Source organism: Sphaerisporangium sp. NPDC005289 (assembly GCF_040607455.1).
GTDB lineage: Bacteria > Actinomycetota > Actinomycetes > Streptosporangiales > Streptosporangiaceae > Sphaerisporangium > Sphaerisporangium rhizosphaerae.
Map to the genome: position 1 here is coordinate 645,634 of NZ_JBEXGS010000001.1, position 20,097 is coordinate 665,730.

The window sequence follows — 20,097 nt, forward strand, 5'->3', positions numbered from 1 at the left end:
GGAGGGACCGGGCGTTGATCGACAGGCAGAGCGCTCCGCCTCCCCTTCCCCCTCTCCCCTACGTGCGGGCCGCCGGCTCGCCCGGGCCGGACGTCTCCGGCCGGAGCGGGCCGCCCGCCCCGGCCGCCGGGCGCCACTCCGCCGGGACCGACGGCCACGTCCCGGGGGCGGGCGACCGACGCTCTCAGACCCCCGATAACGGACACCGTTCGCCCCCCGATAACGGACACCGACCGCACCCTGAGAACCGACCGCACCCTGAGAACGGACACGCGCCGGCGCCCGGCACGTCGTCCGCGGGAGGCGACGCGTCCGACCCCCGGCACTTCAGGAACGTGCTCGGCAGGTTCGCCACCGGCGTGGTCGCGGTGACGGCGATCGACCCGGCCGACGGCGCACCCCGCGGCCTGGCGGTGAACTCCTTCACCTCGGTGTCGCTGGATCCGCCGCTCGTGTCCTTCTGCGTCTCGACCGCCAGCACGACCTGGCCGCGCATGAAGGCCGCGCCCACCCTCTGCGTGAACGTCCTGTCCGAGCGGCAGGAGCACGTGAGCAGGCGGCTCGCCGCCAGGGTCTCCGACAAGTTCACCGGCCTGTCGTGGAGGCCGTCGCCGGGAGGCGGCCCGCTGTTCGAAGGCGCGCTGGCCTGGCTCGACTGCGCGATCGAGTCCGAGCACCCGGCGGGCGACCACATCATCGTCGTGGCCCGCGTGCTGGCGCTGGACGCGCACGCCGACCACGGCCCCCTGCTGTTCTTCCGCGGCGACTACGGCCGCTTCGACGCCTGACCCCGCCGCTCGGGCGCACCGACCAACGCCACTTGGGGTCCCACTGTCCAGACCGACCAGTCGGTATGGACGGGCCGGGGACGGGTACGGCATCATCGGGGGGCATGACTCTGTTCTCGGTGGACGGCAAGACCGTCGTGGTCACGGGCGGCTCGCGGGGCATCGGCAAGATGATCGCCGCCGGCTTCGCGGCGGCCGGCGCCACCGTCTACCTCTCCTCGCGCAAGGCCGCCGAGCTGCACGAGACGGCCGCCGAACTCGGCTGCGCCGCCGTCCCCGCCGACCTGTCGACGCCGCAGGGCATCGAGACGCTCGTCTCGGCCGTGTCCGAGCGCGAGAGCCGGCTGGACGTGCTGGTGAACAACGCCGGCGCCACCTGGGGCGCTCCGCTGGAGGAGTATCCCGAGCACGCCTTCGACAAGCTCTGGGGTATCAACGTCAAGGGCGTGTTCTACCTGACCCAGCGCTTCCTGCCGTTGCTGCGCGCCTCCGCGACCGCCGGCGACCCGGCCCGCGTGATCAACATCGGGTCCGTGGACGGCCTCCGCGCGCCGGGCGTCGAGAACTACGCCTACTCGGCGGCCAAGGCGGGCGTCCACATGCTGACCCGCCACCTGGCGCACCGGCTCGCCGGTGAGTCGATCACCGTCAACGCCATCGCACCCGGGCCGTTCGAGTCCAAGATGATGGCCTTCGCGCTGGACGATCCGGGGATGCGCGCGGCCGTCGAGTCCCAGGTGCCGCTCGGGCGCATCGGACGGCCGGACGACATGGCCGGAGCGGCGATCTTCCTGGCCTCCCGCGCGGGCGCCTACCTCACCGGCGCCGTGATCCCCGTGGACGGCGGCATCTCCACCGTCTGACCCGCGCGTGGTGGCCTCCTCTCCGGACCTCGGCCATCTCGAGTCGGCGTCGGGCATCGTCCGCGGGCTCAAGGCGCTGCCGGCGCCGTGGCACGGCCGAGCATGGCATGCTGCGCGAGCAGTCCGGCCCGGGTCCTGTTGGGGCAGTCCAGCTTGACCAGGATGCGCGACACGTGCCCCTTGACCGTGGCCTCGGACAGGTGCAGCCGGCGGGCGATCTCGGCATTGGACAGACCCTCGCCGAGGCAGTCGAAGACCTCCCGCTCCCTCCTGGTCAGGGCCCCGATCAGTGTGAGCCTGCCGTCCTGGCTCGCCTGGCGGCCGGCCGCGGCGTTCAGCAGCCGCCGCGTCGTGGCGCCGGACAGCACGGTGTGGCCGCCGGCCGCCACCCGGACCAGCCCGATGAGGTCCTGAGGCGGGGTGGACTTGAGCAGGAAGCCGGCCGCCCCCGCCTGCAGGGCTCGAACAACGTGGTGGTCGGTGTCGAAGGTGGTGAGGGCGACCACGATCGGCGGCTCACGCAGCGCGGCGATGTGACGGATGGCGGTGATGCCGTCGACGCCCGGCATCCGCAGGTCCATGAGGACGACATCGGGACGGTACCTGGTGACGGCGTCCAGCGCCTCGGCGCCGTCGTACGCCTCGCCGACGATGTCCACGTCGCCGGAGGTGCCGAGGATCGTCCGCAGGTGCGCGCAGACCAGCGGGTCGTCGTCGACCAGCAGGACGCGGATCACGGGCCCTCCCCCGCCGCCGGGAGGACCGAGGGCAGGTCCGCCTCGACCCGATAGCCGCCGTCGGCGCACGCTTCGGCGCGCAGCGTACCGTTGATCAGTTCGATGCGCCGTCGCAGGCCGAGCAGCCCGGCACCGGCACCGGCCGACGCCAGCACCGCGTCGCCCGCTCTGGTCGGCGCGGTGTTGCGGACGCTCACCCGGACGCCGGCGGGGAGTTGCCGGACCTGGAGCCGCACCCGCGCTCCCGGTGCGTGCTTGTGCACGTTCGTCAGGGCCTCCTGGACGACTCGATACGCGGTACGGCCCACCACGGGCGGCAGCAGGCACGGGCCTTGCGCGCCGTCCACCTCGACGACCGTCCCGACCGACCGCGCCGACTCGACCAGCCCGGACAGATCGGGCATCGGTTCGAGCGGCCCCGTGCTCGCCGCGTCCGAGGGGCCGGCGGCGTTGAGCAGGCCGACCAGGTCACGCAGTTCGCCGAGGGTCTGGCACCCGGTCGTGCGAAGTTGTCCCGCCGCCTGCCTGGACGCCTCGTCGGCCGCGGTCAGCTGCAACGCTCCGGCCTGCAGCACCATGACACTCACCCGATGACTGACCACGTCGTGGATCTCCGCCGCCAGCCGCAGCCGCTCCTGCCTGCGGGCCTGCTCGGCACGCAGGTGGTGGCCGCGCCTGGCGCGTTCGGCTCGTGCCACGACGTACCTGCCCAGGACGACGGGCGCGCCGACCAGGATGAGGACCATGCCGGCGACGGCGACCGCGCGGGACGAGGGCGGCGCGCCCAGAAACGCGATGGCGGCCACCAGGACCAGCGGCGGCCAGGCCAGGCGAGGGTTGCGGGCGAAGACCGCCGCGGCGTACGCGGCGAAGGGGACGGCCGCCGGAAGCAGCGTGATCTCCGGTTCCAGGCGGGTTCCCGGGGCGAGCCCCGGCCACACCCGCACCGCCGCCACCAGGATGACCGCGAGCAGCGCCATGAGCCAGGCGACCGCCACCGGTGCCCGGCGGCGGAACCAGAGCGATAGCGCGCTCGCCACCAGCAGGCAGAAGACGCACAGGTCGTACGGCTCGCGGAGAACCGGGACCTGGGTCACCGTTCCCGACAGGGAGACGACGCCGGCCACGACCACCACGACGATGTCCGCAACTCGCTCACGCCCCATGGCGAGACCCTAGCCAACGCCGTTCAGCTGACGACCGAGGCCGAGCGAAAACCCTACTAAAGTCGCATACAGCACCCCCTTCGGGACGGTTCAGCGGTCGCGAATCCCTTCTTCACGCGCTGTCGCCGGCGGTCCGCGCCGGGCTGGAATCGGCTCATGCTCGACAGACGAACACTGCTGCTGGGATCCGCCGCGGCCACTGGAGCGATATTGCTCGGCGCGTGCGGGCAGAGCACGACGAGACCTCGGCCGAAGGCCCGCACGGGGTACCTGAAGGTACCGGGAGCAAGGCTGTACTACGAGACGCGAGGCTCCGGGCCACCCCTGCTGATGATCCATGGCGGCGGGACCGACGCCGGCTCCTTCGCCGCCATGGCGCCCGAACTGGCCGAGCACTACACGGTCATCACCTACGACCGGCGCGGGAACTCCAGGAGCCACCTGGACGGACCGCCGGCCGACCTGCGACTCGACCAGCAGGCCGACGACGCCGCCCTGCTGCTCAAGACGCTGATCGACACGCCGCCGCACGTGTTCGGCAGCAGCGGAGGCGCCATTGTCGCCCTCGAACTCGCCACCCGCTACGGAGACCGCCTCGGCACGGTGGTCGCACACGAACCCCCGGTTCCGGCCGTCCTCCCGGACGCCGCGGCACAGCAGGCCAAGTACGAGGCCGTCTACCAGACGTACCGCTCAAGGGGAGCACAAGAGGCATTTCGCCAGTTCATCGCCATAGATCCAGGAAAGGAGGATCCGGCGGCGGACGGCGACTATCCCGCCGACCCGGATTTCGGCGCCCGGATCCAGGGCAACCAGGAGTTCCTGCTGGCCCACGAGATGCTCCCGTTCATCCGGTACCGGCCCGGCCTCGCCGCCCTCCGCCTGAAGCTCCCCGGCCTGGTGCTGGGAGTGGGCCGGTACCAGGCCAAGATCGCGACCCGGATCGTCCTGACCCTCGCCGATCGACTCGGCGCCGAGGCGACGCCATTCCCCGGCGACCACACCGGCTACATCTGGCGCCCCCGGGAGTTCGCCGGGAAACTGAACGCGGTCCTGACCTGAGCACGCACGCCAGCGGAGAGCTCTGCGTCATATCCGGCCGACAACCGGCAATCGGCTCAGACGTAACGTAAACCTAAAAGATCACTCTTGTCATGGATATATGTCGATGACACGGTGATCACATGCTCACGCGTCTCAAGGTGGTCGCGCCGGTCGCAGTGACCGTCGCGCTCGCCCTCCCCGCCGGGGCCGCGCTCGCGGATCCCACCCCTACGCAGGCGTCCAGCACGTGCGATCCCACCCAGACCGCACCTGTCCACTTGAACAAGGTCCCCACCCCCAAGAGCGTGCTCGGCTTCGACCTCGGCGAGCGCGAGGTCACCTCCGCCGAGTCCGACACGCTCCTTGAGTCGATCGCGCGGGCCAGCGACCGCGTCGTCTCCGGCACCCTGGCCACCACCGCCCAAGGCCGGCCGCTGAAGTACGCGATCGTCGGCAAGCCCGCGAACGTCACCAAGGCCGGGCTCACCGCGACCGAACTGGCCATCAAGACGCTGCGCGATCCGCTCACGCCTTCTGCTCTGGCCAAGCTGCTCGCCAAGCGCACCACCGCCGTCCTGTGGGTCACCGGCAACGTCCACGGCAACGAGGAGAGCGGAGCCGACGCGGCGCTGAAGACGCTGTACGACCTGTCCGACCGCGACGACTGCGCGGCCAGGCGCATCCTGGACAACGCCACCGTCGTCATCCTGCCCATCCAGAACCCCGACGGGCGCGAGGCGGACAACCGGCGCAACGCCTACGGCTTCGACATGAACCGCGACTGGTTCGCCCGCACCCAGCCGGAGACCGACGGCAAGCTGGAACTGCTGCGCAGGTACCCGCCGCAGCTCTACATCGACGCCCACGAGCAGGGCGGCACGGCGTACTTCTTCCCGCCGAACGCCGACCCGATCTACCACGACATCGCCGAGCCGGCCTACGACTGGATCAGCAACCTGTACGGCCAGGCGATGATCGACGAGTTCACCCGGCGTGGCCTGCCCTTCACCAACCGGGACGTCTACGACCTGTTCTACATGGGATACGGCGACACCGTCCCGACCACCGGCTTCAACGCGGCCGGCATGACCTACGAGAAGGGCGGCAGCTCCCCCATCGCCACCCGCGCCTTCGAGCAGTACCTCACCCAGTGGGTGTCGCTGTCGGCCGCGGCCTCGCACAAGGAGAGCATCCTCACCACCTGGCACGGCATGTACACCGACGCGCTCAAGGAGGGCCTGGCCGGAAGGCTGGAGCCCAACCAGGTGTACAACCCCGGCCACGAGGTGATCAGTCAGGTGCCCGACCGGCCGGTCCGCCACTACTTCCTGCGCGCCGGCGACCCCGCCAAGAAGGCCGCGGTCGAGTCGGTCGTGCGCCGGCTGCAGCGCATGGACGTCAAGGTCTACAAGCTCGCCAAGCAGATCACCGTCTCCGACTACAAGGAGTACGGCCGCCCGCCGGCCCGTGCCACCCTGCCCAAGGGCACGTACTGGATCCCCATGGCCCAGGGCCAGAAGCACTGGATCCAGGCCATGCTCGGCGAGGACGGCTACACCCCGTTCCCCTACTTCTACGACGTGACCGCCTGGAGCCTGCCGCTGCTGGCGAACGTCTCCGGCGGCTCCTCCGGCAGCGTCCTGGCGCCGCCCGCCTCTCCGGCCGAGCGCGTCCCCGACGTGGTCTCGCCCCCGGCTCCCGCCAAGCGGCCCAAGGTCGGCGTGCTGGAGCTGTCCGCCACCTCGGGCACCACGGTGGAGTCCCTCGGCTGGCTGCGCCACCGGCTGGACCGCGAGTGGAAGCTCCCCTACACCAAGCTGACCCCGGCGAACGTCGCGTCCGGCAAGCTGGCCGGCCTGGACGTGCTGCTCGTCCCGGCCGGCCCCGCGGCCACCGCGAACACCGCCCTCGGCGAGCCCGGGCGCGCGGCGCTCAAGACGTGGGTGAGCGGCGGCGGCCGGTACATCGGCTGGAGTGGCGGCGCGCAGCTCGCGTCCCTCGCGGGGGTGAGCACGGCGACCTTCACCGAGCCGACCTCCGACGTCCCCGGCTCGCTGTTCCGCGTCCAGGTCGCCAAGGGCCCGCTGGCCGCCGGCGTCGGCTCCACGGCCTGGCAGTTCTACTCCTACGACCCGCTGATGCGGGCCTCGGACCCGGCCCAGGTAGTGGCCTCCTACCCGGCGGCGGACTCGGCGGACTGGTTCGTGTCCGGCTTCCAGCTCGGCGCCGAGGAACTCGGCGGGACCGCCGCCGCGCTGGACGAGCCCGTCGGCCGCGGCCACGCGATCCTGTTCGCCGCCGAACCCAACTTCCGCGCCTTCACCGACGGCACCGCCCACCTCATCACCAACGCCCTGACCGCCGACCTCCCCCGACCTCGCACCTCCGGCCTGGACAACAGGCCCGCCACTCCCGAGGATCCGCCCACCACCCCGCAGAACCGCACCGCCACCCCGCAAGACAGGACCGCCACCCCGCAGAACCGCACCACTGCCCCGCAGGACGGGACCGCCGCCGCGCAGAATCCGACCTCTGCCGCCGCCGGAGACCCGACGGTGACGGCCGCGGCCGCTCCGGACCGCGAGTCGGCCATTCGCATCACCGTGAACGCCGCCGACAAGGCCAAGGTCGCCGCCGCCCTGACCGGTTTCGGCGCCACCTGGACCGAGCGCCCCGGACCCGGCGGCTCGCTCCGCTTCGTCGTGCCCAATCCCGAAGGCCTCGGCCTCGACGAGCACCCCTGGGCCGCCAAGCTCCCGGCCGCCCTCCGCGCCGCCGGAGTGACCCCCCTCGCGGTGGTCCTCCCCTGACCCTGCCCACCGCCTGACAACCGCGGCTCGCGCCTCCTGCGAAACAGCACAAGGCGCGAGCCGCACCCATGCCGGGCACCGCGAAGCCCCCGTCACCCCTCAGCGCCCAACCTCTGACGCCCCGGCGTCCCGAAACCTCACCGCGAACCAGACGACCCTCCCCCCGCCGTCCCGGTACATCCCCCACCGATCCGAGATGGCGTCCACCAGAAAGAGCCCTCGCCCGCCTTCCTCATCAAGGCCACCCCGGACCCGCGGCTCCTGCTCCGATCCCCCGTCGACCACCTCGACATGGACGGCGCCGTCACACTCGCTGATGGCGAGCGTCACCGGTCCGCCGCCGCGCGAGTCCGAGTGCGTGACGCTGTTGGTGACCAGCTCGGAGACAAGCAAGACGACCTCGTCCAGGACCGGATGAACGCGCCCGAGCGCCTCCCTGACGAAGGCCCGAGCCTGGCCGGCCGACTCCGGAACGCCGACCAGGTCGATCACGCCCTGGAGGGTCTCCACCGAGCCGTCCGCCCGCGAAGACGCGACCTGGTCGGGACCACTCATCGATTTGCGAGGTTGTTGCGGGGTCGACATGCCTTCCCACCTCACCGTTTCTACGGATAGTAAAGAGACGGCTTCATACGGTGGCCGACGAAGGAGTGCCCGCGACAGCGGATTCACCTCTCAATGACGCCTCACTTGCGGGGTGGCGAAGGCGAGGTGCGGAGGCGGGCCATGCACGCAACGGAGGGGTAAAAGGTGACGAAACCCGTCGAGGTCAACCCAGAAGAGTCCCCCCGGGCGCTGTTCGCCTATGAACTACGGCGATACCGCCTAGAGGCAGGGCTGACACAGGCGGAACTGGCGCACAGGATCGGCTATACGACGAGCGTCGTCGGCATGGTCGAAACCGCCCGGCGTCCACCGGGAAAGCGTCTCGCCAATCTCTGCGACGAGACCCTCGGTCTCGACGGCGTCCTCACCCGCCTCTGCGCCATAGCCAGGTGGGAAACCGTCCCCGAGCACTTCCGGAATTGGATGGACGTGGAACAGCAGGCCACGGCTCTCCGAAGTTGGGATCCCCTTCTGATCCCCGGACTGTTCCAGGTAGAGGAGTACGCGCGCAAGGTGATCGAAGGCGAGCCCGGGCTCACCCCGGACCAACGTGATCAGCACGTCGGAAGCCGACTACGCAGGAAGGCGATCTTCGAGAAGGAACATCCCCCGACGGTCTGGAGCATCATGGACGAGAGCGTCCTGCACCGGCCGCTCGGTGGAACGACGGTGATGCGCACGCAGTTGGAATACCTCCTGGAAATCGCCCAGCACCCCAAAGTCATCATCCAGGTCGTCCCTTACAGCGCAGAATCGACAGCGGGAATGCTGAGCGCGTTCACGATCGCGGAGCTGGAAGGCGCGTCCCATATCGTGTATGTGGAGTCCTCTGCGCGAGGTCAGGTGATCGACGATCGCACAACGATTCTCAGGGTCGCCGCCCGCTACGATGCCATACGAGCAGAGGCTCACGCCCAGTACCTTTCACTGCAGCTCATCAAGGACGTGATGCAGCGATGGACCTGAATGAAGCGAAGTGGCGAAAGTCAAGACGATCAGGCCCCGACGGGGGCCAGTGTGTCGAGGTGGCCACCAATCTCCCCGGGGTCGTCGCGGTTCGCGACTCCAAGGACTCCGGTGGCGCCACCCTCGCGTGCACCGACACGGAATGGCACGCCTTCATCGCCTCCCTGAGGACGACTCCCTGATCCCCTCGCCCATCTGCCCACCCCGCCTCGACCGGCACAGCGACCGTCTGAGGAAACCCCGCTCCCGGTCGGGGGGCGAGGGGGGCGGCAGCCCCCTGGAAAGAACAGCCCGAGCCGAAGGCGAGGCCCATCTGCCGGACGGCTCGGGTCCTTGCTCGAAGTAGAACACGGCCTTCGCGCCGTTCGAGTCGCGTGTTGGGATGGGTCAGAGGCGGGTCAGGAGGGCTGTGGTGAGGCGGTCGGCGGCGCCGGGGGTGGTGCTGAGGAACAGGTAGGGCTCGGTGAGCTCGAGTTCGATCAGCGCCGGGGCGCCGCCGGGGAGGCGGACCAGGTCGACGCGCGCGTACAGCAGGTCCTCGCCCACCTCGGCGAGGACCCGCTCGGCCAGGGCGAACTGGTCCGGCCCGGGGTCGCGCGCGGGGACGGCCCGGTGGTCGGCGGGCACGACGTCCGCGAGCATCGCGTTACGGCGCCGGGCGTGGCTGAACCGGCCGCCGATGTAGATCATGGAGGTCTCGCCCTCGGTCTCCACCATGTCCAGGTACGGCTGGACCATCGCGACGCGGCCGGCCGCGACGAGCGCCCGGGCGTGGGCCTCGGCCGTTGCGCGGTCGGCGGTGCGCATCGTGTCGCGGGCTCCGGCGGAGATGGCCGGCTTGACCACATACTCCAGGTTTTCGGCGTACTCGGCGTACTCGGCCTGACGGGGCAGCGTCACCTGCTCGCCCGGGTGGATCCAGTGCGTCGGCACGGTGGGCACGTCGAGATCGCGCAGGTAGGTCTTGTCGGTGTTCCGCTCGATCACCGAGGCCGGGTTGAACAGCCGGGTGCCGCTCTCCACCTTGTGGGCCCATTCGACGAACTGGTCCCGGCGCAGGATGTAGTCCCAGGGGGAGCGCACGACGGCGGCGTCGAAGGAGTCCCAGTCGGCGGCCGGGTCGTCCCATCGGACCGCGGCCCCCTCCGCGCCGGCCCGCCGCCAGGCGGCCAGCAGGACCTCCCGGTCGTCATCCGGCCCGTCATACGTGACATAAGCGAAATTCACGACACTCCATCCCATACTTCACGAATCCCGGGCTTGAGCATCGTACGGACATGCCGACTATTTGCGACCGAGGAGGTGTGCGGTGAGCCGGGCTTTGTCAACGGCCGACGAGGATGTTCGTGGAGGCTCGTGTGTCGTTCGCGTACACCAGGCGGGAGGACGAGCGGCTGCTCACCGGACAGGGCCGCTTCGTCGCCGACATCGACGTGCCCGGCTGCCTTTCGGCGGTCTTCGTCAGGAGCCCCGTCGCGCACGGCAGGCTGCGCTCGGTGGACTGCTCCCCGGCCGCGTCGGTGCCGGGCGTCGTCGGCGCCTGGTCGGCGGTCCACCTCACCGGCCTGCCCGCGTGCGCGCAGACCGCCGCCGACCTGCCGGACCTGCCGCCCATCCCGCCCGTGCTGCTGGCCAGCCTGTCCACCCGTGAGGCCGTCGCCGGACGCGAATGGCCGACGCTGGCCACCGACCGGGTGCGCTACCCCGGCGAGGCGATCGCCGTGGTCGTCGCCGAGGACCGTTACCAGGCCGAGGACGGCGCCGCGGCGGTCGGCGTCCTGATCGACCCGCTCCCGGCCGCCGTCACCACGGCCGCCGCGCTGGACGGGACGGTCACCCTGTTCGAGGGCATGAGCAACGTCGCCTTCGAGTTCGAGGCCGGCCATCCCATCGACGAGGAGGTGTGGCGGAGCGCGGCCGTGGTCGTCGAGGCCCGCTACCGCCAGCAGGTGCTGCTGCCCTCGCCGATGGAGTGCAGGGCCTTCCTCGCCGTGCCCCGAGGGGACGGGCTGACCGTGTGGTGCTCGCACCAGATGCCGCACCGGCTGCGCCGGGAGCTGGCGGAGGTCCTCGGGTGGCCCCCCGGCCGCATCCGCGTCATCGTCCCCGACAGCGGCGGCGCGTTCGGCTCCAAGAGCGCCATCTTCCCCGAGTACGTCGTGACCGCCACGCTCGCCGTGGCGCTCGGCCGGCCCGTCCGGTGGATCGAGGACCGCATGGAGTCGCTGCTGGCAGCCACCCGGGGCCGCGGGCAGGACCAGCGGGTGCGGCTGGCCGCCGGCGCCGACGGGCGCCTGCTGGCCTACGAGCTGGCGATCGACGCCGACGTCGGGGCCTACCCGCACCTGGGCGCGGCGCTGCCGACGCAGACGGCACGGATGGCGACGGGCCCCTACCTGACGCCCCGGGTGCACGCCACCGTCCGCTCGGTGCTCACCAACACGATGATGACCTACCCCTACCGCGGCGCCGGGCGCCCGGAGGCGGCCTCCGCGCTGGAGCGGACCATGGACGAGCTGGCCCGCCGCCTCGGCCTGGACCCCGCCGAGCTGCGGCGGCGCAACTTCATCCCGCCCGAGCGCTTCCCGTACGACACCCCGACCGGCCGGCGCTACGACAGCGGGAACTACGCCGCCGCCCTGGACCTCGCACTGGAGACCCTCGGCTACGAGCGGTGGCGGCGGGAGCGTGACCGGCGCCGGGCCGACCCGGCCGCCCTCCCGCTGGGCATCGGGCTCGCCTGCTACGTCGAGCGCTCCGGCGGCGAACCCGGCGGCCTGCACGAGTTCGGCGGCGTCGAGGCGTGCCCGGACGGCACGGTGGTCGCCCGATGCGGCAGCGCCGCCGGCGGGCAGAGCCACGAGACCACGTTCAGCTCCCTGGTCGCCGACACCCTGGGCCTCGACCCGGCGCGCGTCCGGCTGATCGAGGGGGACACCGGCGAGGTGCCCGAGGGCGTCGGCTCGTTCGCCAGCCGGTCGGCCCAGTTCGCCGGCGCGGCGCTCCAGCGGGCCGCCAGGACCCTCATCGACCAGGCCAGGCAGCGGGCGGCGGCCCTGTGGGAGCTGCCGGTGCACAAGGTGAGCTGGTCCCGGGGCACCCTGCGGGCCGAGAGCGATCCGCCGGCCGCCGCCGACCTGGGCGAGCTGGTGAAGGAGACCGGGCCGCTCCGCGTGGACGACCGGTTCGAAGGGGCCATGGCCTTCCCGTTCGGCGCCCACGCGGCGGTGGTCGAGGTCGACGTGGACCTGGGCACCGTGCGCGTGCTGCGACTCGTCGCGGTGGACGACTGCGGGGTGGCGCTCAACCCGGTCGCGGTCCACGGGCAGGCGCTCGGATCGGCCGTGCAGGGCATCGGACAGGCCCTGTACGAGGGCGTGCCCTTCGACGACGCCGGCGTGCCCGTCCTGCCGAACGGGCTGCTGGACTATCTGCTGCCGACCTTCGCCGAGGTGCCCCCCGTCGACATCGCGGCCACCACCACCCCGACCCCGGTCACGCCGCTCGGCGCCAAGGGGGCGGGCGAGTCAGGGTGCATCGGGACGCCGCCCGCGATCGTCAACGCCGTCGCCGACGCTCTGCGCCTCGCCGACCCCGGCCTGCTCCAGATGCCGCTCACGCCCGACGTCGTCTGGCGCGCCGCGCGCGCCTCGGAGAACGCCCGGCGCCCGGCGGCGGCCCGGGAACCCGGCCGGGTCGAGAACGCACAGGGATCAGGCCACGGCGCACACGGCACGAGCGGCGGCGCGGACCGGTCGAGGCACGGCGCGGACCGGACGGGGCGGGGGCGATGAAACCCCCCTCCTTCGACTACCTGGCGCCCGGCACGGTCGCCGAGGCCGTGAACGCGCTCGCCGTCCCCGGCAGGCGCGCCGAGGTGCTGGCGGGCGGTCAGAGCCTGATCCTGGACATGCGCCTGCGCCGGACCAGCCCTGACGTGGTGGTCGACATCAACGGCATCGACGAGCTCGCCGACGTGCGGGTGGAGCGGGGCGCGCTGCTGGCCGGGGCGCTGGCCCGGCACCGCGACTTCGAATCCCCGCTGGTCGCGCCCGGCCCGCTCGGACGCCTGCTCTCGCGCGCCGTCGTCAACGTCGCCCACCCGCCCATCCGCGCCCGCGGCACCATGGCCGGCAGCCTGGCCTGGGCGCATCCGGCCTCCGAGTGGTGCGCCGTCGCCCTCGCGCTGGACGCCGGCATCGAGCTGCGCGGCCCGGCCGGGGCGCGGGTGGTCGCGGCCCGTGACTACTTCCGCGGGCCGCACGCGACCGCCCGCGCCCCGCAGGAGCTGATCACCTCCGTGCGCCTCCCGCTGCTTCCCGGCGGCACGGGGGTCGCCTTCGCCGAGCATCGGCGCACGCAGTTCTGCTTCGCCCAGGTCGCGGTGGCGGTGGCGCTCACCGTGCGCGACGGCGTGATCGCCGAGGCGAGGATCGCCCTGGCCAACTGCGCGGACCGGCCGCTGCGCGCGCACGCCGCCGAACGCTCCCTGATCGGCGCCGAGGCCCTCCCGCCCGGCCACGGCCGGCCGCCGCCCACGCGGACCGAGGCCCTCCCGGACCTGCCGCCATCCACGCGGACCGAGGCGGTGCCGGACCTTCGGCCGCCCGCGTACGGTCCGTTCGCGCGGGCGGCCCGCATCGCGGCCCAGGACGACGCCGACCCCGTCCCCGAGCCGTACGCCGATGTCGAGTACCGCCGGCACGCCATCGCCGTCCTGGTGGCCCGCGCCCTGTACGAGGCGTCGGCGGACGGGTGGGCGCACGCCGCCGACGACCTCCCCGGAGGTGACCCGCGATGAGGATCACGCTGGTGGTGAACGGGCGGGACTACCTGCTGGACGTCGAACCCCGGCGTGTCCTCGCCGACGTCCTGCGGGAGGACTGTCACCTGACCGGGACACACCTGGGCTGTGAGCTGGGTGTCTGCGGGGCGTGCACGGTGCTGCTGGACGGCGAGGCCGTCCGGTCGTGCCTGCTGCTGGCCGTGCAGTGCGACGGACGGCCGATCCGCACCGTCGAAGGGCTCGCGTCTCCGGACGGCCGTCCGCACCCGCTCCAGGAGGCGTTCTCCGCCGAGCACGCCCTTCAGTGCGGTTTCTGCACGCCCGGGTGGCTGATGCTGGCCGCCGGGGCGCTGGAGTCCGACCCGGCCCTCGCCGACGATCCGGAGCGGCTGGCGGCCCTGCTCGGCTCCAACCTCTGCCGGTGCACCGGCTACACCCCTATCTACCGCGCCGTCCTGCGGGCGGCCGGCCGGCCGCCCGCAGAACCACCGGCCTGACCCCCGTCAAGGCCGGTGGACGACGTGACCGTCAGGGCTGGAAGACGGTATCGAACTCCTCGCCCGCGTTGAGGCGGTCGATCAGGGACAGGACTGCGCGGGAGCCGCCGTTCGCGGTGACCCACCGGCTCACGCGGCACGCCGCCTCGGCGTACAGGTTCCCGTCACCGCCGGCCGCCTCCCGCCAGCGCCCCAGCTCCGCGGGGAGGGCCTTGTCCGAGGCCACCAGGCAGCGGTCGGGCGACCCGGCCGGCGCCAGGTAGCGGGCGTCCCCGGAGACCAGGACGGCGAGCCCCTCGTTGAACCACTGCGGCACGTCGCCTCCGTCCAGCCGGGCGCGCAGCTCGACGTGCGACAGCTCGTGGGAGGCGATGACGACGTCCAGGCCGCGAGGAGAGAGCATGACCGCCCGGTTCAGCACCGCGACCCCGCGCTCCCCTCCCCCGCCGATGCGGCGGTAGCACCCGTCGGTGACGCACGCCAGCACGCGGGGACTGCTCCTGCGGCCCCCGTAGAAGTCCGCGACCCTCCGCTCGGCCTCGCGGACGACTCCGAGCAGCCGCTCCCCGCGGACCGCGGGCGTCTCCGGTTCGGCGTACACGCCGTCCCCGAGGTCCTCCAGCCCGTAGCAGCCCGGGCAGGCGACCGCCGCCACCGAGGGGAACGCCACCGCCACCCCCAGAACGGCTGCGACGACCAGCGCGACCGCCCCGCCCAGAGCCCATCTCCGCCGCCGACGCACCGCACCCCTCCACCGCCGAACCCCGCCGTCCACCACCACGCCGCCCAGCCTTCCCCATTTCCACCCCTACGGCATCAGCCCGTGGACCGTATTCACCCCACCCCAGGGATGACCTCCGCCCGCCAGGGCGGCGCTTGACGCGAGGAGCACACGGCCGGCGGGCGGGGGCGTGTCCCGGCGGGTGGGCCATAACGCTTCTCTGTGAATCGGGAGGTGTGATTCGTCGCTTTTGGGGTGGTCGTGGAACGCTCTGGAGGAAACGGAACGGTGAGGATCGGGTGGTCAGGTGTCAGCGGGTGGCGGAGGATCGACAGGGCGGCGATCCGGCCGGGTGATCGCCGCGGCCGCGGCGGTCGTGGCGGCGCTGGTCATGGCGGGGTGCTCCTCCGGCGCGGACGCCGGCCAGGCGGCCCCTGCGGAGCGCCGGTCCGCCGTCGGGTCGCCGGGGTCCGCGGCCCCGTCGTCCGAGGCGGGCGGGGCGTCGATCCGCAAGCCGCCGCCGGTGGACCCCGCCTGGCCCCGCTGGGGGTTCACCCACACGGGGGTGAGCGCCAACAACGTCACCGAGCGGTTCGAGCGGAACGTCAGCGGCGCGCTCGCGCGGACGCCGATGGCGCAGAACCAGCACATCATGGGCTTCGGAGCGCTCAACCCCGAGCCGCGGCCGGAGGAGTTCTTCTGGGAGGACCTCGACAGCCGGACCGACTTCATGCTGCGCTCCGGCGGCGCGCCGATCATCACCCTGTGCTGCGCCCCCGACTGGATGAAGGGCGGCCCCGAAGGCCCCACCGAGGAGTCGGCCTGGACCGAGCACCTGGAGGACGCCCCTTACCCCGAGCACTTCGACGACTTCGCCAAGCTGTCGGCGGCCGTCGCCAAGAGGTACACCGACGTCAAGTACTTCATGGTGTGGAACGAGCTCAAGGGCTTCTGGCCGGACCACTCCAAGCCGGCCGACATCAAGGGCTACACCGAGCTCTACAACAAGGTCTACGACGCGGTGAAGGCGGTGCGTCCCGACGCCCAGGTCGGCGGCCCGTACATCGGCTTCGACAGCAACAAGACAGGGAAGTCCGCGCTGCGGGGCGCGTGGGGCGTCGTCAACCAGAACGTGCTGGACGCCTTCGACTACTGGTTCGAGCACAAGAAGGGCGCCGACTTCGTCGTGGTCGACGGGGCCTCGCTGACCGACGCCCACGAGCTGCTGCCCGACGCGTTCGGTGCGCTGGACAAGTTCGGCGCGGTGACCGCCTGGCTGCGCGACAGGACCGGCGACCTGCCCGTCTGGTGGTCGGAGTGGTACTTCGTCCCCGAGGACGGCACCACGTGGGCCGAGCCGATGCGGCTCGCCGTGCAGGCCGTGTCGATGATGGAGTTCGCCGAGAGCGGGGCCGCCACCGCGCTGTACTGGAACCCGCAGGCCAAGTCGGGGGCCTGCCGGGGCTGCATGTGGGCCCCCGGCACGGGCGCCCTGGAGCCGACCGGCAAGCTGATCGGCGACTTCGCCGCTTCCTTCCCCGCCGGGGCCGAGCTTGAGCGGGTGACCTCCTCCGATCCCCGGGTGCGTGTGCTGGCTCAGCCGCGGCGGCTGGTGATGGTCAACACCACCGGCCGGCGGCTGAGCGCGACCGTGGACGGCGAGCGGGTCGACCTGCGGCCCTACGAGATCAAATGGAGCGACCGCTAGCCCGCCCGTGACCTCCCCCGCTTCGCCCGGCGGGATCGCCCCAGCCCGGGTTCGCGCAGGCCGATCGGCCGGAGGGTTCTTCGGAAGGGGGCACTGCGGGTAAGTACCTCATGACTGGGGGGAGTCATGAGACGAATCACCACGGCCGTCGTGCTCGCCACGACGACGATGTTCGGCACCGTCGCGGCCGGGGGGCCGCCTGACCAGGATGGCAGGCAGTCGGTAAGTGCGGACCAATATCGGATTCTGACCCGTCAATGCCGGTACGCCAACACGGCGCAGGCCCAGAGCGACTGCCGTGCGGAGGTCCGGCGCAAGTACCGCGTCGGCGAGCGGGCCACCGGCCTCGACTGCCGCACCTACTCGGGCGTCACCGTGTGCGGCACGCTCAAGCTCGGCCCGCGCGAACAGCGGTGCGTACAGGACTCGGTGAGCAAGGGCCTCACCTACCGCCGGGCCGAGGTGGAGTGCTACGCCTTCTTGTGACGGAGCCCGTCATCGGGCGCCGTCATCGGGCGCCGTCACGGCGGCGGCGCCCGGCCGGAGCCCCGGCGGGCGCCCGGCCGGAGCCCCCGGGCGTCTGCGGCGTCCAGCCGGCATGCCCAGATGCCGCGGCTCACGGCCGATTTCCGAACGCCCGCACGCCCGCACGCCGGCGGCGCCGGGCTCCGGTCGTCAGCGGGGGGAGGTGCCGTACACCGGGTCGGGGATGGGGGCGTCGGCCAGCAGCTTGGCGACGGCGTCGCCGATCTCCCCCACGTTCCACCGCTCGCCCTTGTCGACGCCGGGCCCGTGGTGCCAGCCGGTGGCGATGGAGATCATGCCGCCCTCGATCTCGAACACCCGCCCGGTGACCCCCGACGCCTCCGCCGAGCCCAGCCACACCACCAGGGGAGCCACGTTGGCGGGGTCCATGATGTCGAACCCGATCTCCGGCGGCGCCATCATCGCGGAGAAGACCTGCTCGGTCATGCGGGTGCGCGCGGACGGCGCGACGGCGTTGACCGTGACGCCGTAGCGCGCGAGCTCGGCGGCGGCGGTGTGGGTGAGGGCCACGATGCCGGCCTTGGCGGCGGCGTAGTTGGCCTGGCCGACGCTGCCGAGCAGCCCGGCCCCCGATGAGGTGTTGATGACGCGGGCGTCCACGGGCCGGCCGGCCTTGGCCCGCTCCCTCCAGTACGCGGCCGCGTGCCGCAGCGGCAGGAAGTGGCCCTTGAGGTGGACCCGGACGACGTCGTCCCACTCCTGCTCGGTCATGGACACGATCATCCGGTCGCGCAGGAAGCCCGCGTTGTTGACCAGCACGTCGAGCCCGCCGAAGGCGCTGACAGCCGTCTTGACCAGCCTGCCCGCACCGTCCCAGTCGGCGATGTCGTCGTAGTTGGCGACGGCCTCGCCGCCGAGGCCGGCGATCTCCTCCACGACGGCACGCGCCGGGTCTCCCGAGCGCCCCGCCCCCTGCGGGCCGGTGCCGAGGTCGTTGACCACGACCTTGGCGCCCTGGCGCGCGAACTCCATGGCATGGGCGCGACCGATGCCCCGGCCGGCACCTGTCACCACGACGACCCGTCCCTCGCAGAGACCGCTCACTTCACCGTTCCCTTTTCTGTTAGACCACCGCTCTTTTCCCCATCTCTTCGGATTTATGTGTATTTGAGGCGATCGTCACAGTGGGGCACCGCTGATCGTCGGGGTGCGCCACCCCAGGTGGAAGGCGCCTCCGGCCGTGCGGCGAGGCCGGTTCCGCGACGGCGGTGAAGATCGTCCGACCGAATGTATAGCAAGCGCTTGGTCAGTTCGGGAACGTAAGGTGAGCAGGTGACTCGTGCCGGTCGTCAGGTGAACAAGCGATTGCATGGAGGCCCATAATGGAGGACGTGAACACGCGCAAGAACTCCGGCGGCGCGCCGGCGGCGACGGGTGCGACCAGCGAAATCGCTCCGCGCGGCGACGCCACGGCGCCCAGGCGCCAGGGCTCCCCCCGGCGCGCGGCCACCTCCGGCTCCGCCTCCGAGCGCCGCGAGCACCTCGTCAAGCTCGCCGCCGAGCTCTTCGCCCGCAAGGGATTCCAGGCGACCACCGTGCGGCAGATCGCCGACGAGGCGGGCATCCTCTCCGGCAGCCTCTACCACCACTTCGACTCCAAGGAGTCGATCGTCGACGAGGTCCTGTCGACGTTCCTGAAGGACCTTATCGGGCGCTACCGCGAGATCCTCGCCGGGGACGGCGACCCCCGCACCATGCTGTCGGAGATGGTGCGCATCGGCTTCGGCACCCTCGAGCCGCACCGGGCCGCCATCACCGTGATGCAGAACGACTGGAACTACCTGCGCTCGCTGCCCGGCGACCGCTTCGACTACCTCATCAGGGCCGAGGACGAGGTCGAGCGCATGTGGATCGGGCAGATCAAGCGCGGCCAGTCGGCGGGCCAGCTGCGGTCCGACGTCGATCCCAAGATCACCTACCGGATGATCCGCGACAGCATCTGGGTGGCCGTGCGCTGGTTCCGCCCGGGCGGACGGCTCAACACCACCCACCTCGCCGAGCACTACATCACCGTCCTGTTCGACGGTCTGGCCACGGGCGAGCGCACGAGCCAGGAAGCATGACGCCTCTGCACAAGGCCGTGCGCACGGCGCTGACCGACGTCGCCGACCCGGCCAAGGCTCCCGCCATGCAGGCGTACATGAAGTCGGCCATGCCCTTCCTCGGCGTCCAGGCCGCGCCGCGGCGGGCGGCGCTGCGCAGGGTGCTGGCCGAGCACCGCATCGACGGCGCGCCCGAGTGGCGCAAGACCGTGCTGGCCATGTGGCGTGACGCCGAGTACCGCGAAGAGCGGTACGCCGCCATCGAGCTGTGCGCCTTCCGCTACTACAAGCCCTTCCAGACGCTCTACACCGTGCCGATGTACGAGGAGATGATCGTCACGGGAGCCTGGTGGGACTACGTCGACGACCTGGCGATCCACCGGGTGGGCGCGCTTCTGCGGGCCTTCCCCGACACGATGCGCCCGCTCATGCTCGAATGGGCCCGCGACGGCGACCTGTGGCGGCGGCGCACGGCCATCCTGTGCCAGAACGGCTTCAAGGACCGCACCGACGCAGGCCTGCTGTACGCCTGCATCGAGCCGAGTCTGGCCGACACCGACTTCTTCGCCCGGAAGGCGATCGGCTGGGCCCTGCGCGAGTACGCCAAGACCGATCCCGAGGAGGTCGTCCGCTATGTCCGCCACAAGGGTCTCACCGGCCTCAGCCGCCGCGAGGCACTGAAGAACCTCCCGACCACCTGACCTCGCAGGTCACTCACGATCTTGTGACGACACGTCCGCAATTCAGGCGAAAAATGGTTACATGATCAATATCGTCGGCGGCTTCGTCTATATTCGAGCCGAGGGCGATGTTCATG

Annotated in this window: 19 protein-coding genes; 13 read left to right on the top strand and 6 right to left on the bottom strand. The window is 71.9% G+C overall.

Translation table 11 applies throughout. The features are described 5' to 3' along the window. Positions 1–335: 335 nt before the first annotated feature. Complete coding sequence (locus ABZT47_RS02505) at positions 336–788, top strand: flavin reductase family protein (protein WP_354835283.1); 453 nt, start codon at positions 336–338, stop codon at positions 786–788. A gap of 104 nt (positions 789–892) precedes the next feature. Then, positions 893–1,651, top strand: a complete 759-nt coding sequence (locus ABZT47_RS02510) for an SDR family oxidoreductase (protein ID WP_354835285.1) — start codon at positions 893–895, stop codon at positions 1,649–1,651. Positions 1,652–1,719: 68 nt separating this feature from the next. On the opposite strand, the gene ABZT47_RS02515 is transcribed toward ABZT47_RS02510, so the two are convergent. Both ABZT47_RS02515 and ABZT47_RS02520 read right to left on the bottom strand, forming a co-directional pair. Next, on the bottom strand, positions 1,720–2,388 hold the full coding sequence (locus ABZT47_RS02515) for a response regulator transcription factor (protein ID WP_354835287.1): 669 nt from the start codon (positions 2,386–2,388) through the stop codon (positions 1,720–1,722). Next, the gene (locus ABZT47_RS02520; RefSeq protein ID WP_354835289.1) at positions 2,385–3,554 is read right to left on the bottom strand and encodes a histidine kinase; all 1,170 of its coding nucleotides are present in this window, start codon (positions 3,552–3,554) and stop codon (positions 2,385–2,387) included. The genes ABZT47_RS02515 and ABZT47_RS02520 overlap by 4 nt, the downstream gene beginning before the upstream one ends. A gap of 156 nt (positions 3,555–3,710) precedes the next feature. On the opposite strand from ABZT47_RS02520, the gene ABZT47_RS02525 reads away from it, so the two are divergent. Both ABZT47_RS02525 and ABZT47_RS02530 read left to right on the top strand, forming a co-directional pair. Continuing rightward, a complete protein-coding gene (locus tag ABZT47_RS02525; RefSeq protein WP_354835291.1) occupies positions 3,711–4,616 on the top strand; it encodes an alpha/beta hydrolase in 906 nt (301 codons plus the stop codon). A 122-nt stretch (positions 4,617–4,738) separates the two neighbouring features. Further along, the gene (locus tag ABZT47_RS02530; protein WP_354835293.1) at positions 4,739–7,408 is read left to right on the top strand and encodes a M14 family zinc carboxypeptidase; all 2,670 of its coding nucleotides are present in this window, start codon (positions 4,739–4,741) and stop codon (positions 7,406–7,408) included. A gap of 99 nt (positions 7,409–7,507) precedes the next feature. Here the strand turns inward: ABZT47_RS02530 and ABZT47_RS02535 are convergent, their stop codons facing one another. Continuing rightward, entirely contained in the window at positions 7,508–7,900 is a 393-nt protein-coding gene (locus ABZT47_RS02535; RefSeq protein ID WP_354835295.1) for an ATP-binding protein, read from the bottom strand. A 258-nt stretch (positions 7,901–8,158) separates the two neighbouring features. Between ABZT47_RS02535 and ABZT47_RS02540 the strand changes: the two genes are divergently transcribed. Together ABZT47_RS02540 and ABZT47_RS02545 are read left to right on the top strand one after the other, a co-directional pair. Beyond that, positions 8,159–8,980: a helix-turn-helix transcriptional regulator gene (locus ABZT47_RS02540; RefSeq protein WP_354835297.1), complete on the top strand. Its 822-nt coding sequence runs from the start codon at positions 8,159–8,161 to the stop codon at positions 8,978–8,980. Then, positions 8,971–9,162, top strand: a complete 192-nt coding sequence (locus tag ABZT47_RS02545) for a DUF397 domain-containing protein (RefSeq protein ID WP_354835299.1) — start codon at positions 8,971–8,973, stop codon at positions 9,160–9,162. The genes ABZT47_RS02540 and ABZT47_RS02545 overlap by 10 nt, the downstream gene beginning before the upstream one ends. A gap of 205 nt (positions 9,163–9,367) precedes the next feature. Here ABZT47_RS02545 and ABZT47_RS02550 read toward each other — a convergent pair whose 3' ends face one another. Next, complete coding sequence (locus ABZT47_RS02550) at positions 9,368–10,207, bottom strand: hypothetical protein (RefSeq protein ID WP_354835301.1); 840 nt, start codon at positions 10,205–10,207, stop codon at positions 9,368–9,370. A 119-nt stretch (positions 10,208–10,326) separates the two neighbouring features. Between ABZT47_RS02550 and ABZT47_RS02555 the strand changes: the two genes are divergently transcribed. Genes ABZT47_RS02555 through ABZT47_RS02565 form a run of 3 tightly spaced genes read left to right on the top strand, consistent with a single transcriptional unit; the run spans position 10,327 to position 14,263 of the window. Beyond that, entirely contained in the window at positions 10,327–12,774 is a 2,448-nt protein-coding gene (locus ABZT47_RS02555) for a xanthine dehydrogenase family protein molybdopterin-binding subunit (protein ID WP_354835303.1), read from the top strand. After that, a complete protein-coding gene (locus tag ABZT47_RS02560) occupies positions 12,771–13,781 on the top strand; it encodes an FAD binding domain-containing protein (protein WP_354835305.1) in 1,011 nt (336 codons plus the stop codon). The genes ABZT47_RS02555 and ABZT47_RS02560 overlap by 4 nt, the downstream gene beginning before the upstream one ends. Beyond that, positions 13,778–14,263 carry a (2Fe-2S)-binding protein gene (locus ABZT47_RS02565; RefSeq protein ID WP_354835307.1) on the top strand — a complete coding sequence of 162 codons (486 nt, stop codon included), beginning with the start codon at positions 13,778–13,780 and terminating at the stop codon, positions 14,261–14,263. Before ABZT47_RS02560 ends, ABZT47_RS02565 begins: the two co-directional genes overlap by 4 nt. Before the next feature lie 31 nt (positions 14,264–14,294). Here the strand turns inward: ABZT47_RS02565 and ABZT47_RS02570 are convergent, their stop codons facing one another. Continuing rightward, positions 14,295–15,005, bottom strand: coding sequence for a hypothetical protein (locus ABZT47_RS02570; protein ID WP_354835309.1), 711 nt, complete (start codon positions 15,003–15,005; stop codon positions 14,295–14,297). Positions 15,006–15,336: 331 nt separating this feature from the next. On the opposite strand from ABZT47_RS02570, the gene ABZT47_RS02575 reads away from it, so the two are divergent. Together ABZT47_RS02575 and ABZT47_RS02580 are read left to right on the top strand one after the other, a co-directional pair. After that, positions 15,337–16,692, top strand: coding sequence for a xylan 1,4-beta-xylosidase (locus ABZT47_RS02575; RefSeq protein ID WP_354835311.1), 1,356 nt, complete (start codon positions 15,337–15,339; stop codon positions 16,690–16,692). 126 nt (positions 16,693–16,818) lie between these two features. Then, positions 16,819–17,178 (top strand): hypothetical protein, encoded by a 360-nt coding sequence (locus ABZT47_RS02580; protein WP_354835313.1) that lies wholly within the window; start codon positions 16,819–16,821, stop codon positions 17,176–17,178. 189 nt (positions 17,179–17,367) lie between these two features. Here the strand turns inward: ABZT47_RS02580 and ABZT47_RS02585 are convergent, their stop codons facing one another. After that, positions 17,368–18,282, bottom strand: a complete 915-nt coding sequence (locus ABZT47_RS02585; RefSeq protein WP_354835315.1) for an SDR family oxidoreductase — start codon at positions 18,280–18,282, stop codon at positions 17,368–17,370. Positions 18,283–18,626: 344 nt separating this feature from the next. Between ABZT47_RS02585 and ABZT47_RS02590 the strand changes: the two genes are divergently transcribed. Together ABZT47_RS02590 and ABZT47_RS02595 are read left to right on the top strand one after the other, a co-directional pair. Next, positions 18,627–19,301, top strand: a complete 675-nt coding sequence (locus ABZT47_RS02590) for a TetR/AcrR family transcriptional regulator (protein ID WP_354835451.1) — start codon at positions 18,627–18,629, stop codon at positions 19,299–19,301. Continuing rightward, positions 19,298–19,981 carry a DNA alkylation repair protein gene (locus ABZT47_RS02595; RefSeq protein ID WP_354835317.1) on the top strand — a complete coding sequence of 228 codons (684 nt, stop codon included), beginning with the start codon at positions 19,298–19,300 and terminating at the stop codon, positions 19,979–19,981. Before ABZT47_RS02590 ends, ABZT47_RS02595 begins: the two co-directional genes overlap by 4 nt. Positions 19,982–20,097: the final 116 nt, after the last annotated feature.